Origin of the sequence: Geodermatophilus ruber, from assembly GCF_900114385.1 — a bacterium.
Classification (GTDB): domain Bacteria; phylum Actinomycetota; class Actinomycetes; order Mycobacteriales; family Geodermatophilaceae; genus Geodermatophilus; species Geodermatophilus ruber.
In genome coordinates this window covers 357,201-373,861 of record NZ_FOSW01000001.1, presented here as the reverse complement: position 1 = coordinate 373,861, position 16,661 = coordinate 357,201, and the positions used below count along the sequence as shown (strand labels likewise).

Below are 16,661 nucleotides of genomic sequence, written 5' to 3'. Positions count from 1 at the left end.
GACGTGGGCGGCAGACAGGACACCGGGGAGCGGCTGCCGCCCGCACCCGGCCGGGTGAACGCGAGGTGGACCGCTTCGATGCAGCAGCCAGGTGACGCCGCGCCGCGGAACGGCGGGCGGTAGTGGACTCGCTGGTCTCCTTCGTCCTGTCGACGGCCAACCTCTTCGGGTTCTACGCGCTGCTGGCGCTGGGCCTGGGCCTGGTGTTCGGCCAGCTGGGGGTCGTCAACGTCGCCCACGGCGACCTGGTGATGGTCGGCGCCTACGTCATGTACGCGCTCACGCCGGTGCCCTTCCCCCTCCGCGTGCTCCTGGCCGTCCTGCTCGCCGTCGTCCTGGGCCTGGCGGCCGAGTGGGCGATCCTGCGCCGGCTCTACAGCCGGGGGATGCTGGCGACCCTGCTGGCCATGTGGGGGCTGGGCATCGTCCTGCGCCAGCTGGCCGAGGCGATCTTCGGGGCCACCCCCCGGTCGGTCGAGGCCCCGATCGAGGGCAGCACCGTCGTCCTGGGCACGCCCTTCCCGACCTACCGGCTGGTGGTGACCGGGGTGTCGCTGGCCGTGGTGGTCCTCGCGCTGCTCGTGGTCTACCGGACCAGCCTGGGGCTGAAGCTGCGCGCGTCGATCGCGAACCGGGACATGGCGGCCGTGCTCGGCATTCCGCCCCGGCTCATGATCGCCGGCACCTTCGCCGTCGGCACGCTGCTGGCCGTCCTGGCCGGCGCCCTGCAGAGCCCCACCCTCGGGCTCACGCCCGGGATGGGCGTCGCCTTCCTGGCCCCCGCGTTCTTCGCCGTCCTCGTCGGCCGGCTCGGCTCGCTGACCGGCCCGATCGTCGGGGCGTTCGTCGTAGCGCTCCTCTCCTCACTCCTGCGCCGGTACCTCACCGAGACCGTCGCCGAGCTGCTGTTCTTCGCCGCTCTCGTCGTCCTGATCGCCGCCCGCCCCGCGGGCCTGTCCTGGAGGTTGCCCTCGTGGTCCACAAGAACGCGGAACGTCGCTTGACCGGCCCCCGTCGACGCCTGGCCGTCGCCGGCGGCACCGCGGTGCTGCTCGCCCTGTCGGCGTGCGGCGGGTCCGTCGGCGGCGGCGGGGACACCGCAGCCGCCGACCAGGAGCCGCTCAAGATCGGCTTCCTCGCACCGATCACCGGGCCCGCGGCCCCCGAGGGGATCGCGATGCAGCAGGGCTTCGACCTGGCCATCGAGGACATCAACGCCGACGGCGGGGTCTTCGGGCAGCCGGTCGAGGTCGTGTTCATCGACGACCAGGCCGACCCCGCGACCGCCACCCAGGCAGCCCAGCGGATGGTCCAGCAGGAGCAGGTCGACTACATCTTCGGGACGATCACCGACGACACCACGATCGCCGCTGCGAACGTCGCCGCGCAGGCCGGCGTCCCGATGTCACAGGCGATCGCCACCGCCCTGGACTTCTGCAGCCCGCACTTCTGGCCGTTCGGCGAGACGCCGACCCAGCTGCTCACCGACCTCGTGCCGCAGATGGTCGAGCAGTTCGGACCGAACGTCGCGCTGGTCGGCAACGACTACGTCTTCCCGCGGACCTACCACGAGGTGGCCCGGCAGCTGGTCGAGGAGGCCGGCGGGACCGTCGTCGCCGAGGAGTACTCGCCGCTGGGTACGTCGGACTGGCAGCCGGTCATCACCAAGCTGGCCGACAGCGACCCCGACTGGATCCTCTCCGCGGTGGTCGGCGGTGACGCGGTGTCCTTCGTCAAGCAGGCCGACCAGTTCGGGCTGCTCGAGGGTCGCGGCCTCACCGGTGTCTCGGTCGACCAGCAGTTCTACCCCGCGCTCGGGGAGCTGCTCGACGGCCGGACGCAGACCGTCCGCTACGGCGACCAGGTGCAGACCGAGGCCAATGCTGCCTTCGTGGAGGCCTACCAGGAGGCCTACGACACCCAGGCACCGATCTCCGGGGTGGCCGGCAACGCCTACGTCGGCATGCGCTTCATCGCCGAGGCCTTCGAGCGGGCCGGCTCCAAGGACGCCGACGCGGTCAGCGAGCAGATGGGCCGGCTGGAGTACGAGGGCCTCACCGGCACCGTGCGGTTCGACGCGACCGACCACGTGATCGAGGCCCCGATGTTCCTCACCACGATCGACGGGGGCGCCTACACGGTCGAGGAGGAGCTGGGCGTCGTCCCGGACGAGCAGACCAAGGACTGCGCGTGATCTCTGCGCTCCGGCAGCGGGTCGGGGCCGGGCACGCGGCGGCGCTCGCCGCCGCGGTCCTGGCCCTGGCCGCAGCCCCCTTCGTCCTGCTGCCCTACCCGCTGGCCCTGCTCACCCTCGCACTGGTCTACGGCCTGTTCGCGTTCGGTCTGGACGTGGCCTGGGGGCGGGCGGGCGTGGTCAGCATCGGGCACGCCGCCTTCTTCGGCCTCGGTGCCTACGGCTCGGCGATCGCCGCGGCCCACGACGTCCCGATGGTCCTCGGCGGGACGGCCGGCGTCGCCGCGGCGGTCGTGGTCGCCGTGCTCGTCGGCCTGGCCGGGCTCGGCCGGCGGGCCATGCCCGCGACCATGGCCGTGCTCACCCTGGCGATGACCCTGGTCATGAGCCAGGGTGCCCGCTCCTGGACCTCGCTGACCAACGGCACCAACGGGCTGGTCGTGTTCACCGGCGACGGCGTCGTCGGCACGTACTACCGGACCGCCGCCATCGTCCTGGGGACCGTGGTCCTCGTCTGGCTCGTCGTGCTCCGCGGTCGGCTCGGACGGCGGTTCCTCGCCATCCGCGCCGACCAGCAGCGGGCCGAGCACCTGGGCATCGACCCGCGGCGGGTGAAGACGACAGCGCTGGCGGTGAGCGGCGCCGTCAGCGCGGTCGCCGGCGCGATCGCCGCGCCGGTCATGGGCCTGGTCTCGCCGTCGGCGGCGGGGATCGTGCTCTCCACCGAGGTGCTGGTCTGGCTCGCCGTCGGCGGGCTGGGCACCATCTCCGGGGCCTTCCTGGGCGCCGGCCTGGTCACGCTCGGGGAGCAGACGCTGGGTGACGTCCTCGGCAGCTGGTATCTGCTGCTGATGGGCGTGCTGTTCCTCGTGGTGGTGCGCTTCGCCCCCGAGGGCCTCGCCGGGCTGGCCCGCACGCTGCTGCGCCGGCCGGTCCGGGAGAAGGCCGCCGGCGGCGCGGTGCTGGCCGGGCCCGCCGGCCCGGCCCGGGCGCTCCCGCCGGTCGACGGCGCGGCGCCGGCCGTCAGCGCGCAGGACGTGGAGAAGGACTTCGGGCCGGTCCCCGTCATCAAGGGGATCGACCTGCGGGTGGGCAGCGGCGAGGTGATCTGCCTGATCGGCCCGAACGGCGCCGGGAAGTCCACCTTCCTCGGCGTGCTGGCCGGGGAGCACCTCCCCGAGCGCGGTCGCGTGCAGCTGGCCGGGCACGACGTCACGGGCTGGGCGCCGCACGAGCGGGCCCGCCTGGGACTGGGGCGGCTGTTCCAGGTCCCGAGCGTCTTCCTCGACCTGACGCCGGCGCAGAACCTGGCGATCGCCCGGGCCGAGGCGGTCCAGCCGCCGGTGGCGCTACCGCTCTACGACCGCTTCCTGGAGGCCGACGCCGCGCCCGCCCGGGAGCTCTCGCTGGCCGACCGGCGGGCACTGGAGCTGGCGATGGTGCTCAGCTGGGGTCCCCGGATCCTGCTGCTCGACGAGCCCGCGGCCGGGCTGTCGCACGAGGATTCGATCGCGCTGGCCCGCACGCTGCGGGACGTCGCCGAACGCACCGGCTGCACCCTCGTGGCCGTCGAGCACGACATGGAGATCGTCCGGGAGCTGGCCGACCGGGTCGTCGTCCTGGCCGACGGCCGGATCCTGGTCGAGGGCTCGATGGAGGAGGTGTCCGCACACGACGAGGTGCGGCGCGCCTACCTGGGGGTGGCTTGATGCTCGAACTGCACGCGCTGACCGGCGGCTACAAGGACACCCGGATCGTCAACGACCTCTCCCTGCGGGTGGAGCCCGGGGAGATCGTCGGGGTGCTGGGGCGCAACGGCGTCGGCAAGACGACGCTGCTCAAGAGCCTGTTCGGGCTGTGCCGGGTGTTCTCCGGGGAGGTCCGGATCGACGGCGTGGCCGTGCCGTCGGGCCGGCCGGAGCTCCTGGCCCGCGCCGGCTGCACCCTCATGCCCGACGACCGCGGGGTCTTCGCCGACCTGACCGTGGCCGAGAACCTGCGGCTGGCCGCCCGCCGGGGATACCGCCCGCCGGTCGACGTCCGCGCGGTCTACCCGCTGCTCGACGAGCGGGCCGATCAGGCTGCCGGCACGCTCAGCGGCGGGCAGAAGCAGCAGGTGGGACTGGCGCGGGCGGTGCTCGCCGGCTCCCGGCTGATCGCCGTCGACGAGTTCTCCCAGGGGCTGCAGCCCTCCGTCGTCGACGACTCGATCGCGGCCCTGCGCACCGTCGCCGCATCTGGTGTGGCCGTCGTCCTGGTCGAGCAGGGACCGGAGATCCCGCTGCGGTTCTGCGACCGCATCGTCGTGATGGTCAAGGGCGGCATCGTGCTCGATGCCCCGGCCGCCGAGCTGCGCGCCGACCCCTCCCGGCTGACCGACCTGCTCGTCGTCGGCTGACGTCCGAACCATTCGCACTCCTCGCCCCTCCGACCCCAGGAGCTGCCCGTGACACCGATCCCCCGCGCCCTTTCCGCCGAGGCGATGGCGCTCGCCGCCCGCCTCGAGCTGGGCGCCGACCGGCAGCAGCCGGTCGGCCAGGCGCTCGAGGCGATGTACGCCATCCTCGACCGGCTGGACGCCGTCCCCCTGGGAGAGACGCCGCCGGCGACCGCCTTCGACGCCCGCTGGGAGGGCTGACCGTGGAACCGTTCGAGCTCTCCCTCACCGCCGCGGCGGAGGAGATCGCGGCCGGCCGGCTGTCGCCGGTGGAGCTGACCGAGTCCGTGCTCGCCCGCATCGAGACCACCGAGGGGGCGCTCGGCGCCTTCGCGCACGTCAGTGCCGACCTCGCCCGCGACCAGGCGGTCGCCGCGGAGAAGGAGATCGCGGCGGGCCGGTACCGGGGGCCGCTGCACGGCATCCCGCTCGGGGTGAAGGACCTGTACGACACCGCCGGTGTGCCCTCCACCTCCAGCTCGAAGGTCCGCGCCGGCCACGTCCCGGACGTCGACGCGGTCGCCGTCACCCGGCTGTTCGAGGCGGGGATGGTGATGGTCGGCAAGACCCACACCCACGAGTTCGCCTACGGCGGGCGCACCCACACGACCCGCAACCCGTGGGACGTCAGCCGCATCCCCGGCGGGTCCAGCGGCGGGTCGGGGGCAGCCGTCGCGGCCGGGTCCTGCATGGTCGGCATGGGCACCGACACCGCCGGGTCGATCCGCATCCCCGCCTCCTTCTGCGGCACCGTCGGCCTCAAGCCGACCTACGGCCGGACCTCGCGGCGGGGTGTGGCGTCCCTGTCGTGGTCCCTGGACCACGTCGGGCCGCTGACCCGCAACGTCGAGGACTGCGCGCTCGTCCTGGACGCGATCGCCGGGCACGACCCGCTCGACCCCGCGTCGGTCGACGTCCCGGTGCCGGGCTACACGGCCGGGCTGACCGGCGACGTCACCGGTCTGCGGATCGGCGTCCCGACCAACTACTTCTTCGAGCACGTGCACGAGGACGTCGAGCGCGGGGTGCGCGCGGCGATCGACGTGCTGGTGGGCCTCGGTGCCCAGGTGCGGGAGGTGACCATCCCCTACCCGGACCAGATCCTGGCCGCGGAATGGGGCATCGTCACGCCGGAGGCGGCCGCCTACCACCAGGAGTCCCTGCGCAGCAGCGCCGAGCTCTACCGCCCCGAGACGCGGGTGCAGCTCGAGGTGGGCGAGCTGCTCCTGGCCACCGACTACATCAAGGCGCTGCGGGTGCGCACGCTCATGCAGCGGGCCTGGGCCGAGATGTTCACCGACATCGACGTCCTCGTGGCCCCGGTCCTCCCGTTCGTCGCGCCCCGTGTCGAGGACATGGAGGTGACCTGGCCGGATGGCAGCACGGAGTCGGTGGACCTGGCGATGGTCCGGCTCACCTCGCCGGCGAACCTGACCGGGCAGCCGACGCTGGCCCTCCCGGTCGGCTTCGACCCGGCCGGCCTGCCCGTGGGCATGCAGGTGATGGGCCGCCCGTTCGACGAGGCGAGGCTGCTGGACGTCGGGAAGGCCTACGAGGCGGCCACCGACGTCGTGGGCCGGCTCGCGCCGCTGGGCTGAGAGCCGCACCTGCCGGCACCGGGCCGGGTCCCTGCTGGGGCCCGGCCCGGGTCATTCTGCGAGCGCGGGACCCGCCTGGTGGTTCGGGTGGCCCTCGGTGCGCTCGCGCTGCTTCATCCGGGCCTCGTACACGTGCCGGTCACCGCCGGCCAGCTCGTCGCGGGCGCGCTCGTCGAAGGCCCGGAACACCGACCAGTAGTTCGCGTCGTAGTCCTCGACGATCTGGAAGGTCCACCGGTCGGCGATCACGTTGCGGCCGACCAGGTCGCGGTCGAGGTCGTCGGCCAGTCGGGTGTGCCCGGCCTTGCGGAACAGCTCAACGGCGTCCTGCAGTAGCAGGTCGGCCTTTCCGGAGTGCTGGTGGAACCCGTACAGCTGGCCGCGGGCCTGCTCGATGGTCTCCAGGGCCTCGGAGAGCTTGCCGAGGCCCTCCACCGTCGTGTCGTCGAGATCGGGACGGCTGCGGTCGCTGCTCACGCCTCCATCGTGGGGTGCGTGACCACCCCGCGCCCGGCGGAGGGGGTCAGGAGGCGGCGATGGCGGCGTCGATGAGCCGCTCGGCCAGCTGCCGGCCGTGCGCGGCCGGCCCGTCGGGCCCCAGCAGCCCGCCGGAGAGATACATGCCGTCGATGATCAGGTGCACCTGGGCGGCGAGGTCCTCACCGGCGCCGGGCACCGCCTGCTCGGCCAGGCGCTCCAGCCGCGCGTGCAGCTCGAACTTGTAGTCGGCCGCGGCGCTGCGGGCGGGGTGCTGGGGGTCGTCGTACTCGCTGCTGACGTTGGTGAACGGGCAGCCGCGGAAACCGGTGCGGGTCACGTCGCGCTCCACGGCGTCGACCACCGACAGCAGCGCGGCCCGCGGGTCGCCCTGGAGGCGGATCAGCTCGGCGTCGATGAAACCCAGCACGGTGGCGGCCTTGCGCGCCAGGTAGGCGCCGACGAGGTCGTCCTTGCTCTTGAAGAGCCGGTACACCGTCATCTTGCCCAGGCCGGTCTCGCGGACCAGCTCGTCCATGCCGACGCTGCGCGAGCTGCGGGTGGCGAAGAGCCGCTCGGCGGTGTCGAGGACGATGGCCTGCCGCTCCGCCCGGCTGCGGCGGACGGGGAGCGGGGCGTCGTCGGCGGCGAGGGCGAAGGCTGGAGCGGTCACGTCGGCGATGGTGCATCAGCCCGTGACGGAGCAGTTCGCGGCACGCCGGGATCACCCGGCGGATGGTTGCGCTGAGTAACGAGAGGCGGCCGGGCAGCCCGGGGCGCCGGGGATCGGTGAGGCTGGTGTGGCGACGCGTGACCGCCCGGCGACCTCTCCGATCCCCGTGGGCGTCAGTCCCGGCGCACCCGGCGGGGGTTGGCCAGCAGCCGCGCCAGCGGCACCGCGGAGGCCTCGGGGGCCTCCGTCTCGTCCCCCCGGCCCTCGGTCGTGGTGTCGGCGGCTACTCGGTAATCGCGCTGCGTGTCCTCCATGGCGCCCAGCGTCCCCCGCGGGGGTGGCGCTGAAACAGCCCCGAACCAGTGATCTGTAGCCGAACGGGTGAGAGGTTCGTCACGCTGCGCAAGGCCCGGTGCCTCGTCCCGCGGAGAGCAGGGGTGTCAGGGAGCCTCGTGCTCGGCGCCCGGCTCGACGTCCCCGCCCTCGGCCGGGTCCTCCGGGTGCGGCGTGCGGCCGCCGGCCTCGTGGTCCTCCGGCGGGTCCCCCTCGGCCCGCTCGGCGGTGTGCGGCGTGCGCCCCGGTTCGGTCATCGCGGGTCCTCCTCGGCCGGTCGCTCGCCGGCGGGGGTGCCCGGAAAGCCCACCGCCCAACCACGCAGCCCCGGGGTTCACCCCACGGCGGTGGCCGCCGGCAGGTGCGGCCGCAGGGCGGCCACCGCCGCCGCGTCGGGGAGCGCGCCGCGGGCGCCGGGGCCGGTCGTGGACAGCGCCGCGGCGGTGACGGCGGACCCGACCGCCTCGGGCAGCGCAGCACCTCCGGAGAGGGCGGCGGCCAGGGCGCCGGAGAAGCAGTCCCCCGCGCCGGTGGTGTCCACGGCGCGCACCGGCGGCGGGGCCTGCAGCAGCGCCGGGCCGCCGTCGGGCACCAGCAGCGCCCCGCGGGCGCCGAGGGTGACCACGACGGTGCGCGGCCCCAGCGAGCGGGCCAGCTGCACCAGCTCCGCCGCGGTCCGCTCGCCGGGTTCCGCGCCGGTCAGCTGCACCAGCTCGTGCTCGTTCGGCACGAGCACGTCGACCCGCGCCAGCAGCTCCGCGGACAGCGGCCGCGGCGGGGCGGGGGTCAGGACGACGATGCCGGTGGCGGCCGCCGCGGCTGCGGCCACCGTCGCCAGGGGCACCTCCAGCTGCAGCAGCACCACCTCCGCCCGGCGGACCGGCTCCACCTCGGCGTCCCACGGCTGCAGCTCGGCGTTGGCGCCGGGCACCACGACGATGAGGTTCTCCCCGCTGTCCTCCTCGACCGGGATGGTGGCGCTGCCGGTGGGCGCCTCCGGGGCGCGGTCCACGTGCGTGACGTCGACGCCGGCCAGGGTCAGCGCGGCCAGCTGCCGGTCGCCGGCCGGATCCGCACCGACCCGCCCGACCATGGCCACGCCGGGAACCAGCCGGCCGGCGGCGGCCGCCTGGTTGGCCCCCTTGCCACCCGGCGCGAGCACGGTGTCGAGACCGATGACGGTCTCGCCGCGGCCGGGCAGCCGCCGCACACGCACGAGCACGTCCTCGTTGAGGCTGCCGACGACGGTGACGGACACGGGGACCTCCGGGGCGGGGGGCGGCGGGGCCCCAGCAGTACCAGATGCCGACGCCGCCGCGCCCCGCGATCATGGCGCGGTGACCACCGCCCCGCCCCGGGAAAGCGTTCCGGCGCCGTGACCGCGGGGGAGCTGCGGCGCAACGACCCGGCGCAGTACGACCTGCTCACCGACCAGTGGTGGGAGCCGAGCGGCGGCTTCGCGATGCTGCACTGGCTGGCCGCCTCCCGCGCCGAGCACATCCCGCCGGCGCCGCACCCGGGGGCGCTGCTGGTCGACCTGGCCTGCGGCGGCGGGCTGATGGGGCCGCACGCCGCGCGCCTGGGCTACCGGCACGTCGGCGTCGACCTCGGGCGGCCCGGCCTCGAGCTCGCCCGCGACCACGGGATGCTGCCGGTGCAGGCCTCCGTCCTCGCCGTGCCGCTGGCCGACGGGTGCGCCGACGTCGTCGTCGCCGGGGAGATCCTCGAGCACGTCGAGGACGACGTCGCCGTCCTGGCCGAGGCCGCCCGGCTCCTGCGGCCGGGCGGCACGCTGGTCATCGACGCGATCGCCGCGACCCGGCTGGCCGAGCTGATCGCGGTGCGCATCTTCGAGCGCCTGCCCGGCGGCCCGCCCCCGGGCATCCACGACCCCCGGCTGTTCGTCGACCGCCGCCGCCTGCGGGCGGCCGCGGACCGGCTGGGGCTGGAGCTGCACCTGGTGGGGTTGCGCCCGTCGCTGCGGGACACCATCGCCTGGCGGCGGGGCCGGAGGCCGGCGGTGCGGCTCAAGCGGCTGCCGACCACCGCGGTGCTGTTCGCCGGCTACGGCCGCAAGAGATGAGCCCGGCCGCGTCCGGCGGCCGGGCGGGGGGTCCGACCTGCCCGTACGGTCGGGTGATGACGCCGAGCCCGAGCGCCCCGGAGCTCTGGTGAACGCCGTGGTGACCGGGGCGGGCTCGGCCCTCCCTGCGGCCCTGGACCAGGACGACCTGTGGGAGGGCTTCTTCGCCGGGCACTACGCGGGGGTGCGGGCGGCCCGGCGCATCTTCGCCGCCTCGGGCGTGCGCCGCCGGCACGCGGTGGCCAACCCGATCGACGAGGACATCAGTGGCTGGGGGACCGCCGCGCGGATGCAGCGCTACCTCCAGGAGGCGCTGCCGCTGGGCAAGCAGGCCGTGGCCGCGGCGCTGGACGACGCGGGCCTCGCGCCCGGCGACGTCGGCCTGTTCGCCGTCGCCACCTGCACCGGCTACGCCACCCCGGGTCTGGACATCCGGCTGGCCGGCGACCTGGGCATGCCGCCCGGGTTGCAGCGTCTCCTGGTCGGCCACATGGGCTGCTACGCGGCGATCCCCGGGCTGGCCGCGGCCGGCGACTACGTCACCGCCCGGTCCCGTCCCGCCGTCCTCCTCTGCTGCGAGCTGACCAGCCTGCACGTGCAGCCGGCGCAGGCCGACCTCGAGCAGGTCGTGGCCCACGCCCTGTTCTCCGACGCCGCGGCCGCCGTGGTGCTGCAGCCCGGCGCCGGGCGGGGGCGGCGGCTGGCCGACGTCGTGGTCCGCACCGACGCGTCCACCGCCGACCACATGACCTGGGACGTGACCGACCTCGGTTTCCGCATGGGGCTCTCCCCGCGGGTGCCCGACGTGCTGGCCCGGCACGTGGGCGAGGTGGTCGACGAGCTGCTCACCGGCGCCGGGCTGCGGACCGGGGACGTCGCGGGCTGGGCGGTGCACCCCGGCGGGCCGCGGATCCTGGACGTCGTCCGTGACGAGCTCGGGCTGGCCGAGCAGCAGCTGGCCGCGTCCCGGCACGTGCTGGCCGAGCACGGCAACTGCTCCTCGGCGACGGTGCTGCTGGTGCTCGAGGAGCTGGCCGACGTCGACGGCCCGGTCGTGGCGATGGCGTTCGGCCCCGGCCTCACCCTCTACGCCGCCCTCCTCCTGCCGGCCTGACCCTCCGGCTCCCGTTCCGGAACAGCCCCCACGCCGCCCGCCGGCCCACTAGCCTGCGTGCGCCAGGTCACAGGTCGGGGGTGCTGCGTGGAGCCGGATGTCGCGGTGCGGGTCTTCCTCGTCGACGACCACGAGGTGGTGCGCCGGGGCGTGGCCGAGCTCCTCGAGGACGATCCCGGCATCCGCGTGGTGGGCGAGGCGGGCTCGGTCGTCGAGGCGCTGGCCCGGGTCCCCGCCGTCCGGCCCGACGTCACCGTCGTGGACATGCGGCTGCCCGACGGGGACGGCGCCGACGTCTGCCGCCGGCTGCGCGAGCAGGTGCCCGGGCTGCGCTGCCTGGTGCTGACCAGCTACTCCGACGAGGAGGCGGTCTCCTCGGCGCTGGCTGCCGGCGCCTCCGGCTACCTGCTCAAGCAGGTGCGCGGCTCGGCGCTGGTCTCCGCCGTGCGCACCGTCGCCGGCGGGGGCACGCTCTTCGGCCCGGAGGCCGGCTCGGTCGGCGGGGAGGAGCGCCGCCGGCGCCCGGCCGAGCAGGACCGGCGGCTGGCCGTGCTCACCGACCAGGAGCGGACGGTGCTGAAGCTGATCGGCGAGGGCCTCACCAACCGGCAGATCGGGACCCGGATGGGACTGGCCGAGAAGACGGTGAAGAACTACACCAGCCACCTGCTGGCCAAGCTGGGCCTCGAGCGGCGCACCCAGGCCGCCATCCTGGCCACCGAGCTGCGGGACCGCCCGGGCCCGTCGAGCTGAGGGCCGTCACTGGCGGGGCAGCGGCACCACCCAGCGGATCTCGGTGCCCGACGGGCCGGTGGAGGCGGTCAGCCGCCCGCCGAACCGCTCGGCCCGGTCGGCGAGATTGGCCAGCCCGCTGCGCACGGTGATCGCCGGGAGCCCGATGCCGTCGTCGGTGACGACGACGCTCACCTCGCCGTCCACGCTCACGTTGACGGTGACCCGGGTCGCGGAGGCGTGCTTGACGACGTTGGTGACCAGCTCGCACACGACGGCGACGACGTCGGTCACGAGGGTGGGCGGCAGGTCGTCGACGCTGCTGCGCAGGCGCACGTCGGGCAGCAGCCCGTGGCCGTCGGTGATCGACCGGACCACGTCGGAGATGCGCCGGCGCACCGCGGTCGGGGAGCCGTCCTCGGCCTGGTGGAGCTCGAAGATCGCCGAACGGATGCGGGCGATCGTGTCGTCGAGCTCGTCCACGCGCTCGGCGAGCCGCGCAGCGACCTCCGGCTGGGTCTCCTCCAGCGACCGGCTGATCCGGTCCAGCGCGAGGCCCGTGGCGAAGATGCGCTGGACGACGTGGTCGTGCAGATCGCGGGCGATGCGGTCGCGATCGGCCTCGACCTGCAACCGGCGCTCGCGCTGCTGGGTGCGGGCCAGCTCGAGGGCGACGGCGGCCTGGCCGGCGAAGGCCGCGGCCAGCTCCAGGGTGTCGGGCTCGAACGGGGGCCGGCCGCGCAGCCGCATCGCCACGACCGTGCCGAGCGCCGGCCCGCCGCCGAGCGGGATGAACAGGGCCGGGCCGTAGCCGGCGACCAGCTCGCCGAGCACCGGGGCGCGCTTCCCGCCCGGGGCCTGGGAGGTGGCGTCCACGAGCAGCCGGGGGACGCCGGACCGGTGCGCGACGCCCAGCTGGCTGTCGATCAGGGGCACCCGCAGGCCGTGGACGATCTCCTCGTCCAGGCCGACGGCGGCGACCACGGTCAGCGAGTCGGCGTCCCCCGGGGTGGGCACCAGGACGCCTGCGACATCGGCCGAGGCGAGGAAGGCGACCCGTTGGGCGATCGACCGCAGCACGCTGTCCGGGTCGGCGCCGGACAGCAGCGCGGTGGCGATGTCGCTCCCGGCCTGGGCCCACGCGCGCCGGTGCTCGGCCCGCTCGACCCGCCGGGCGCCCTCGATCGCCAGGCCGGCCGCGTCGCACAGGCCGGAGATCACCTCCTCGTCGGCCGCGCTGAACGGCTCGCCGGTGCGCTTCTCGGTGAGGTAGAGGTGTCCGAAGACCCGCCCGCGGACCCGCACCGGAACGCCGAGGAAGGTGTGCATCGGAGGGTGACCGGGCGGCAGGCCGACGGCGGCCGGGTGCGCGGTGAGGTCGTCGAGGCGCAGCGGGACCGGCTTCTGGATCAGCAACCCGAGGACGCCGTTCCCGGTGGGGAACCGGCCGATGCGTTGCTGGTCCTCCACGCCCATCCCGACGACGACGAACCGGTCGAAGGACCGGCCGTCGCTGCGCAGCACGCCCAGGGCGCCGTAGGTCGCGTCGGCGCGGTCGACCGCGATGGTGACGATCTCGCGCAGGGTCCGCTCCACGTGCGCGCTGCGGGCAGCGGCCTGCACGCCGGCGGCGAGCACGGGGATCGCGGCCGGCGTGGAGTTCCGGACCCCGGGGTCGGGCGGGGGCACGGCCCGACCACCGGGGTCTGCGTAGGGGCTGAAGGATGCGGGGATTCCGGCCTCCATCAGGCGCCGCGGGCCAGGCGGCGGGTGGGCGGGCGCGGAACGGCGTGCCGCAGCAGCGCCTTCCCCCCGGAGTTCACGACCACCAGGTCGGCGCCGTGGGCGGCTCCGGTCAGCGCCTCGAAGATCGGCCGGTCGAGGACCGCGGTCCGGGTGCGGCCGATGACCCCGGTCTCGGCGATCGCCCGCAGGACCTGGGCCTCGAGCCGCTCGAGGGCGACTGTCGGGGTGCGCCGGGCGTGGCGGGACAGAAAGCCGAGCGGATCGTCGTCCGCCTCGTCCATGACGGCGACGGCGACGACGGTTGCCTCCCGGCGGGCGGCCTCGCGCAGCGCCCACACCAGGGCGCCGTGGCTGCGCGGCGAGTCGTCGAGGTCCACGATCAGCCAGGGGTGCTGCCGCCGGGGGAGGAGGGGAGGCAGGCGGACCGACTCGACCGGCCGCAGCGGCACACCGCCGGAGGCCCCTTCGTCGGCGGAGGCGCCGGAGGGGTCGTGCTCGTCCGGCTCGCTGCTGAACCGGTGTCCGTCGGTCATGCCACGATCGTGGCGCTCTCCCTCGGGGGGCGGCAGGGACCAAGGGCCCGGGTGCCCCCTGGCGGGGGCGTTACTGACCCGTTCCGATTCATTACCGAGCGTGCCGTAACGCACAGTGATCTGACGAACACGGATCGCTGCTCAGTGGTCGGGTGACCTCCCGATCACGACGGTGGCGTCCAGGTCGGCGGAGCGGGCGATCTCCGCCCGCAGGCCCCCGGCGATGACGGCGTCTCTCGTCCGCGGTGCCTGGCGGGCGCTCGTCTCGATGAGCAGGGCGCCGCCGGGGGTCAGCCAGCGCAGCGCCCCGGTGGCGACCCGACGCTGCACGTCCAGGCCGTCGGCGCCACCGTCGAGGGCCGTCCGCGGCTCGTGGTCCCGGGCCTCCGGCGGCATGAGCGGGATCTCCGCGGCGGGCACGTAGGGTGCGTTGGCCACCACCACGTCCACGCGCCCGGCCAGCGGCTCCGGCAGCGCGTCGTACAGGTCGCCCGCGTAGACCCGGCCGCCCACCGCCGCGACATTGGCCCGGGCGCAGCGCACCGCGACGGGGTCGATGTCGGCGGCGTGCAGCTCGGCCCCGCCGACGGCGGTGGCGAGCGCGACGCCCACCGCGCCGGTGCCGCAGCAGAGGTCGACGACAACGGGGGAGCCGGCCCCGCGCAGCAGCGCGGCCGCCCGCCCGACGAGGAAGCCGGTGCGGCGGCGGGGGACGAAGACCCCGGGCGCCACGGCGATGCGCAGGCCGCAGAACTCCGCCCAGCCCACGATCAGCTCCAGCGGCTCGCCGGCGACCCGGCGGGCGACCAGGGTGTCGAGCTCGGCCGGTGTGGCGGCGGTGGCGAGCAGCAGCTCCGCCTCGTCCTCGGCGAAGACGCAGCCCGCACCGCGGAGGCGGGTGACGACGTCGGCACGGACGGCCGGCGACGGGGGTGCGGACACCGGAACCTCCCGCTCGGCGGTGGGTCGGGAGCGAGTGACGGGACCCGCGCGGTCGACCGGGGGCGCGACCTGCGCACCCGTCCGGCCGGTCGGTCGGCGCTCAGCGTGTCACACGTGCGTGACCGCACGCGGTCAAGGCCGCACGCCTGCTGGACTCTCAGAACCGAGGGTGCCCCGACTTCGTCAAGCGATAACCCACCACACCCCGCACTCCTATGGGCGAGTGCCAAGGAAGGGGTGTCCCTGACGTCTGCGACCTCCGTCGCGCCCCCTGCGGGACCAGTGCCCGCTCCGGTTCGGCGGGCTTGAGCCCGCCCTGATCCGCCTCGGCCCAGTACGCTCCGCCGCGCGGTCGGGCCCGCGGCCGCCCAGGACCCGCTCCGGTGGCAGGAGTCGTCATGGCCGATGAGACCGCACCTCCTCAGGTCCGGCGCGCGGGACGGCTCGAGCGAGTCGTGGCGCTCACAGGGGCGGCGTCGGTCGTCCTCCTCGTGGCCGGTGACTTCATCGCGGACGTGAGCGGGAACGGGATCGACGCCTCCCTGTCCGACCTGGCACTGGTGCAGGCGCTCCGAGAGCACGCGGGGGAGCTGAGCCTCGGAGCGGTGATCATCACGCTGGGCGCGGTGTCGGCCGCGGTCTTCCTCGGGTCGGTCTGGCTCCAGTTCCGACGGGCATCCGAGTGGGTCGCCGTCATCGGCGTCGCCGGTGGCCTGCTCTACGTCATGGTGGCCCTCCGGCACGCCGGCGACTACGTCGTCCTCGCGAGCTTGGAGGCCGCCGACGACGCGGTCACCGCACGAGGCGTCTTCGCCGCCGGCGTGGTGACGACGGAGCAGCTCCCCGTGGCGCCGCTGGTGATGGTGATTGCCACCCTCCTCGCTCACCTCCGGTACGGCGTCTTCCCCCGGTCATTCCTCTGGTTCAACGTGGTGCTGCTGGCGCTGCTCGTCGTCGCCTTCCTGCCGGTCGGCCCCGCCGGGCTGATGGGTCTGCTCGGCATCGTGTGGTTCCTCGTCGCCTCGCTGGTGTTCGCGGCGGGACCTGTCGAGGAGCCGCGGTCCGCAACCGCACGGTGAGGGTCCGCCTATGCGCGACCGGTCACCCGGATCGGCGCCAGTCGTCGGGCGTACCGAGTGCCACTTCGAGCTGCATCCAGGACGACGGGACTACGGGTCGCCTGCAAAGGGAATGCCCAACGCTCGTGACCTCACCCGCGATCTCCCTGCCCGCTGCGGCAGCTGCGCGGCGCGCGTGAGCTGCTATGCCCCCCGATGGGGCGCCGGAGCGGCGGAAGAGGGACCCTCCCCACCCCGTCCGGCGCCACCGGCCGCCGGAGTGCGGGCACCGTCGATGGCGGGCGTTGGGCCGCGCTCGGCGGGGTGGGCTGCAGTACCGCGTTCCGCTTCCACCGTCCGCTGCAGTTCCATCAGCACCTCGTTGGCTGTTCGTCGCTACTTGGGGACAGCAGGGTCGTCGATGAAGCCGCGAATCTCTTCGGGGGAGTTGCCAACGAAGGTCACGCTGACGCCCATGGTCAGGACGATGAGTGCCGCGGTGGTCATGCCCGGAGGCTGTCAGCGGAGCCCTGACCAGCGCGGACGCCACGCCTGATGACTTCCGCATGACCTGACGGGTGGCCAACCACGGTCATGCCTGGCTGCCTGGCGGGAGGCCCAGGAGGGGTGAACAGGCCGCATCGCCTGCGGTTCTGCGTGGAGCGGGTGACGAGAATCGAACTCGCACTGTCAGCTTGGGAAGCTGATGTTCTGCCATTGAACTACACCCGCAGTGATGCT

The 16,661-nt window shown here is 74.7% G+C and carries 18 protein-coding genes and 1 tRNA gene; 10 read left to right on the top strand and 9 right to left on the bottom strand.

The window, feature by feature from the left end:
• Nucleotides 1–122 precede the first annotated feature (122 nt).
• The 6 genes from BMZ50_RS01920 to BMZ50_RS01895 are packed head-to-tail and all read left to right on the top strand — an operon-like array spanning nt 123 to nt 6,229.
• Complete coding sequence (locus BMZ50_RS01920; RefSeq protein ID WP_091320557.1) at nt 123–1,004, top strand: branched-chain amino acid ABC transporter permease; 882 nt, start codon at nt 123–125, stop codon at nt 1,002–1,004.
• Entirely contained in the window at nt 1,001–2,194 is a 1,194-nt protein-coding gene (locus tag BMZ50_RS01915; RefSeq protein ID WP_177212593.1) for a substrate-binding protein, read from the top strand. The genes BMZ50_RS01920 and BMZ50_RS01915 overlap by 4 nt, the downstream gene beginning before the upstream one ends.
• The gene (locus BMZ50_RS01910; RefSeq protein WP_091320553.1) at nt 2,191–3,903 is read left to right on the top strand and encodes a branched-chain amino acid ABC transporter ATP-binding protein/permease; all 1,713 of its coding nucleotides are present in this window, start codon (nt 2,191–2,193) and stop codon (nt 3,901–3,903) included. Before BMZ50_RS01915 ends, BMZ50_RS01910 begins: the two co-directional genes overlap by 4 nt.
• Nucleotides 3,903–4,592: an ABC transporter ATP-binding protein gene (locus BMZ50_RS01905; protein ID WP_091320549.1), complete on the top strand. Its 690-nt coding sequence runs from the start codon at nt 3,903–3,905 to the stop codon at nt 4,590–4,592. Before BMZ50_RS01910 ends, BMZ50_RS01905 begins: the two co-directional genes overlap by 1 nt.
• Nucleotides 4,593–4,640: 48 nt before the next feature.
• On the top strand, nt 4,641–4,832 hold the full coding sequence (locus tag BMZ50_RS01900) for a hypothetical protein (protein WP_091320545.1): 192 nt from the start codon (nt 4,641–4,643) through the stop codon (nt 4,830–4,832).
• A 2-nt stretch (nt 4,833–4,834) separates the two neighbouring features.
• Nucleotides 4,835–6,229, top strand: a complete 1,395-nt coding sequence (locus BMZ50_RS01895) for an amidase (RefSeq protein WP_091320541.1) — start codon at nt 4,835–4,837, stop codon at nt 6,227–6,229.
• A gap of 51 nt (nt 6,230–6,280) precedes the next feature.
• Here the strand turns inward: BMZ50_RS01895 and BMZ50_RS01890 are convergent, their stop codons facing one another.
• From BMZ50_RS01890 to BMZ50_RS01880, 5 genes are all read right to left on the bottom strand, one after another.
• Nucleotides 6,281–6,706, bottom strand: coding sequence for a hypothetical protein (locus tag BMZ50_RS01890; RefSeq protein WP_091320538.1), 426 nt, complete (start codon nt 6,704–6,706; stop codon nt 6,281–6,283).
• A 46-nt stretch (nt 6,707–6,752) separates the two neighbouring features.
• Nucleotides 6,753–7,379 carry a TetR/AcrR family transcriptional regulator gene (locus BMZ50_RS01885; protein WP_091320535.1) on the bottom strand — a complete coding sequence of 209 codons (627 nt, stop codon included), beginning with the start codon at nt 7,377–7,379 and terminating at the stop codon, nt 6,753–6,755.
• A gap of 173 nt (nt 7,380–7,552) precedes the next feature.
• Complete coding sequence (locus tag BMZ50_RS23955; protein WP_177212592.1) at nt 7,553–7,693, bottom strand: hypothetical protein; 141 nt, start codon at nt 7,691–7,693, stop codon at nt 7,553–7,555.
• A gap of 126 nt (nt 7,694–7,819) precedes the next feature.
• Nucleotides 7,820–7,969 carry a hypothetical protein gene (locus tag BMZ50_RS23950; protein ID WP_177212591.1) on the bottom strand — a complete coding sequence of 50 codons (150 nt, stop codon included), beginning with the start codon at nt 7,967–7,969 and terminating at the stop codon, nt 7,820–7,822.
• A 77-nt stretch (nt 7,970–8,046) separates the two neighbouring features.
• A complete protein-coding gene (locus BMZ50_RS01880; RefSeq protein WP_091320531.1) occupies nt 8,047–8,970 on the bottom strand; it encodes a ribokinase in 924 nt (307 codons plus the stop codon).
• A 117-nt stretch (nt 8,971–9,087) separates the two neighbouring features.
• Between BMZ50_RS01880 and BMZ50_RS01875 the strand changes: the two genes are divergently transcribed.
• The 3 genes from BMZ50_RS01875 to BMZ50_RS01865 all read left to right on the top strand — a co-directional run bounded on the left by BMZ50_RS01875 (nt 9,088) and on the right by BMZ50_RS01865 (nt 11,662).
• Nucleotides 9,088–9,795, top strand: a complete 708-nt coding sequence (locus BMZ50_RS01875; RefSeq protein ID WP_245753257.1) for a methyltransferase domain-containing protein — start codon at nt 9,088–9,090, stop codon at nt 9,793–9,795.
• A gap of 88 nt (nt 9,796–9,883) precedes the next feature.
• The gene (locus BMZ50_RS01870) at nt 9,884–10,909 is read left to right on the top strand and encodes a type III polyketide synthase (protein ID WP_245753256.1); all 1,026 of its coding nucleotides are present in this window, start codon (nt 9,884–9,886) and stop codon (nt 10,907–10,909) included.
• Between the two features lie 87 nt (nt 10,910–10,996).
• Nucleotides 10,997–11,662 (top strand): response regulator, encoded by a 666-nt coding sequence (locus BMZ50_RS01865; protein ID WP_091320525.1) that lies wholly within the window; start codon nt 10,997–10,999, stop codon nt 11,660–11,662.
• A 6-nt stretch (nt 11,663–11,668) separates the two neighbouring features.
• Here the strand turns inward: BMZ50_RS01865 and BMZ50_RS01860 are convergent, their stop codons facing one another.
• From BMZ50_RS01860 to BMZ50_RS01850, 3 genes are all read right to left on the bottom strand, one after another.
• Nucleotides 11,669–13,330 carry a GAF domain-containing sensor histidine kinase gene (locus BMZ50_RS01860; RefSeq protein WP_245753255.1) on the bottom strand — a complete coding sequence of 554 codons (1,662 nt, stop codon included), beginning with the start codon at nt 13,328–13,330 and terminating at the stop codon, nt 11,669–11,671.
• 56 nt (nt 13,331–13,386) lie between these two features.
• Nucleotides 13,387–13,920, bottom strand: a complete 534-nt coding sequence (locus BMZ50_RS01855; RefSeq protein ID WP_091320518.1) for a universal stress protein — start codon at nt 13,918–13,920, stop codon at nt 13,387–13,389.
• A 141-nt stretch (nt 13,921–14,061) separates the two neighbouring features.
• Nucleotides 14,062–14,862: a putative protein N(5)-glutamine methyltransferase gene (locus BMZ50_RS01850; protein WP_091320514.1), complete on the bottom strand. Its 801-nt coding sequence runs from the start codon at nt 14,860–14,862 to the stop codon at nt 14,062–14,064.
• Between the two features lie 398 nt (nt 14,863–15,260).
• On the opposite strand from BMZ50_RS01850, the gene BMZ50_RS01845 reads away from it, so the two are divergent.
• Nucleotides 15,261–15,941, top strand: a complete 681-nt coding sequence (locus tag BMZ50_RS01845) for a hypothetical protein (protein ID WP_143087054.1) — start codon at nt 15,261–15,263, stop codon at nt 15,939–15,941.
• 637 nt (nt 15,942–16,578) lie between these two features.
• On the opposite strand, the gene BMZ50_RS01840 is transcribed toward BMZ50_RS01845, so the two are convergent.
• A tRNA-Gly gene (locus BMZ50_RS01840) sits at nt 16,579–16,652 on the bottom strand.
• Nucleotides 16,653–16,661 lie beyond the last annotated feature (9 nt).

Excerpts from the sequence above, each read along its gene's own strand:
- BMZ50_RS01905 (WP_091320549.1), top strand. The coding sequence starts at position 3,903 with ATGCTCGAACTGCACGCGCTGACCGGCGGCTACAAGGACACCCGGATC.
- BMZ50_RS23955 (WP_177212592.1), bottom strand. The coding sequence starts at position 7,693 with ATGGAGGACACGCAGCGCGATTACCGAGTAGCCGCCGACACCACGACC.
- BMZ50_RS23950 (WP_177212591.1), bottom strand. The coding sequence starts at position 7,969 with ATGACCGAACCGGGGCGCACGCCGCACACCGCCGAGCGGGCCGAGGGG.
- BMZ50_RS01855 (WP_091320518.1), bottom strand. The coding sequence starts at position 13,920 with ATGACCGACGGACACCGGTTCAGCAGCGAGCCGGACGAGCACGACCCC.
- BMZ50_RS01845 (WP_143087054.1), top strand. The coding sequence starts at position 15,261 with ATGGCCGATGAGACCGCACCTCCTCAGGTCCGGCGCGCGGGACGGCTC.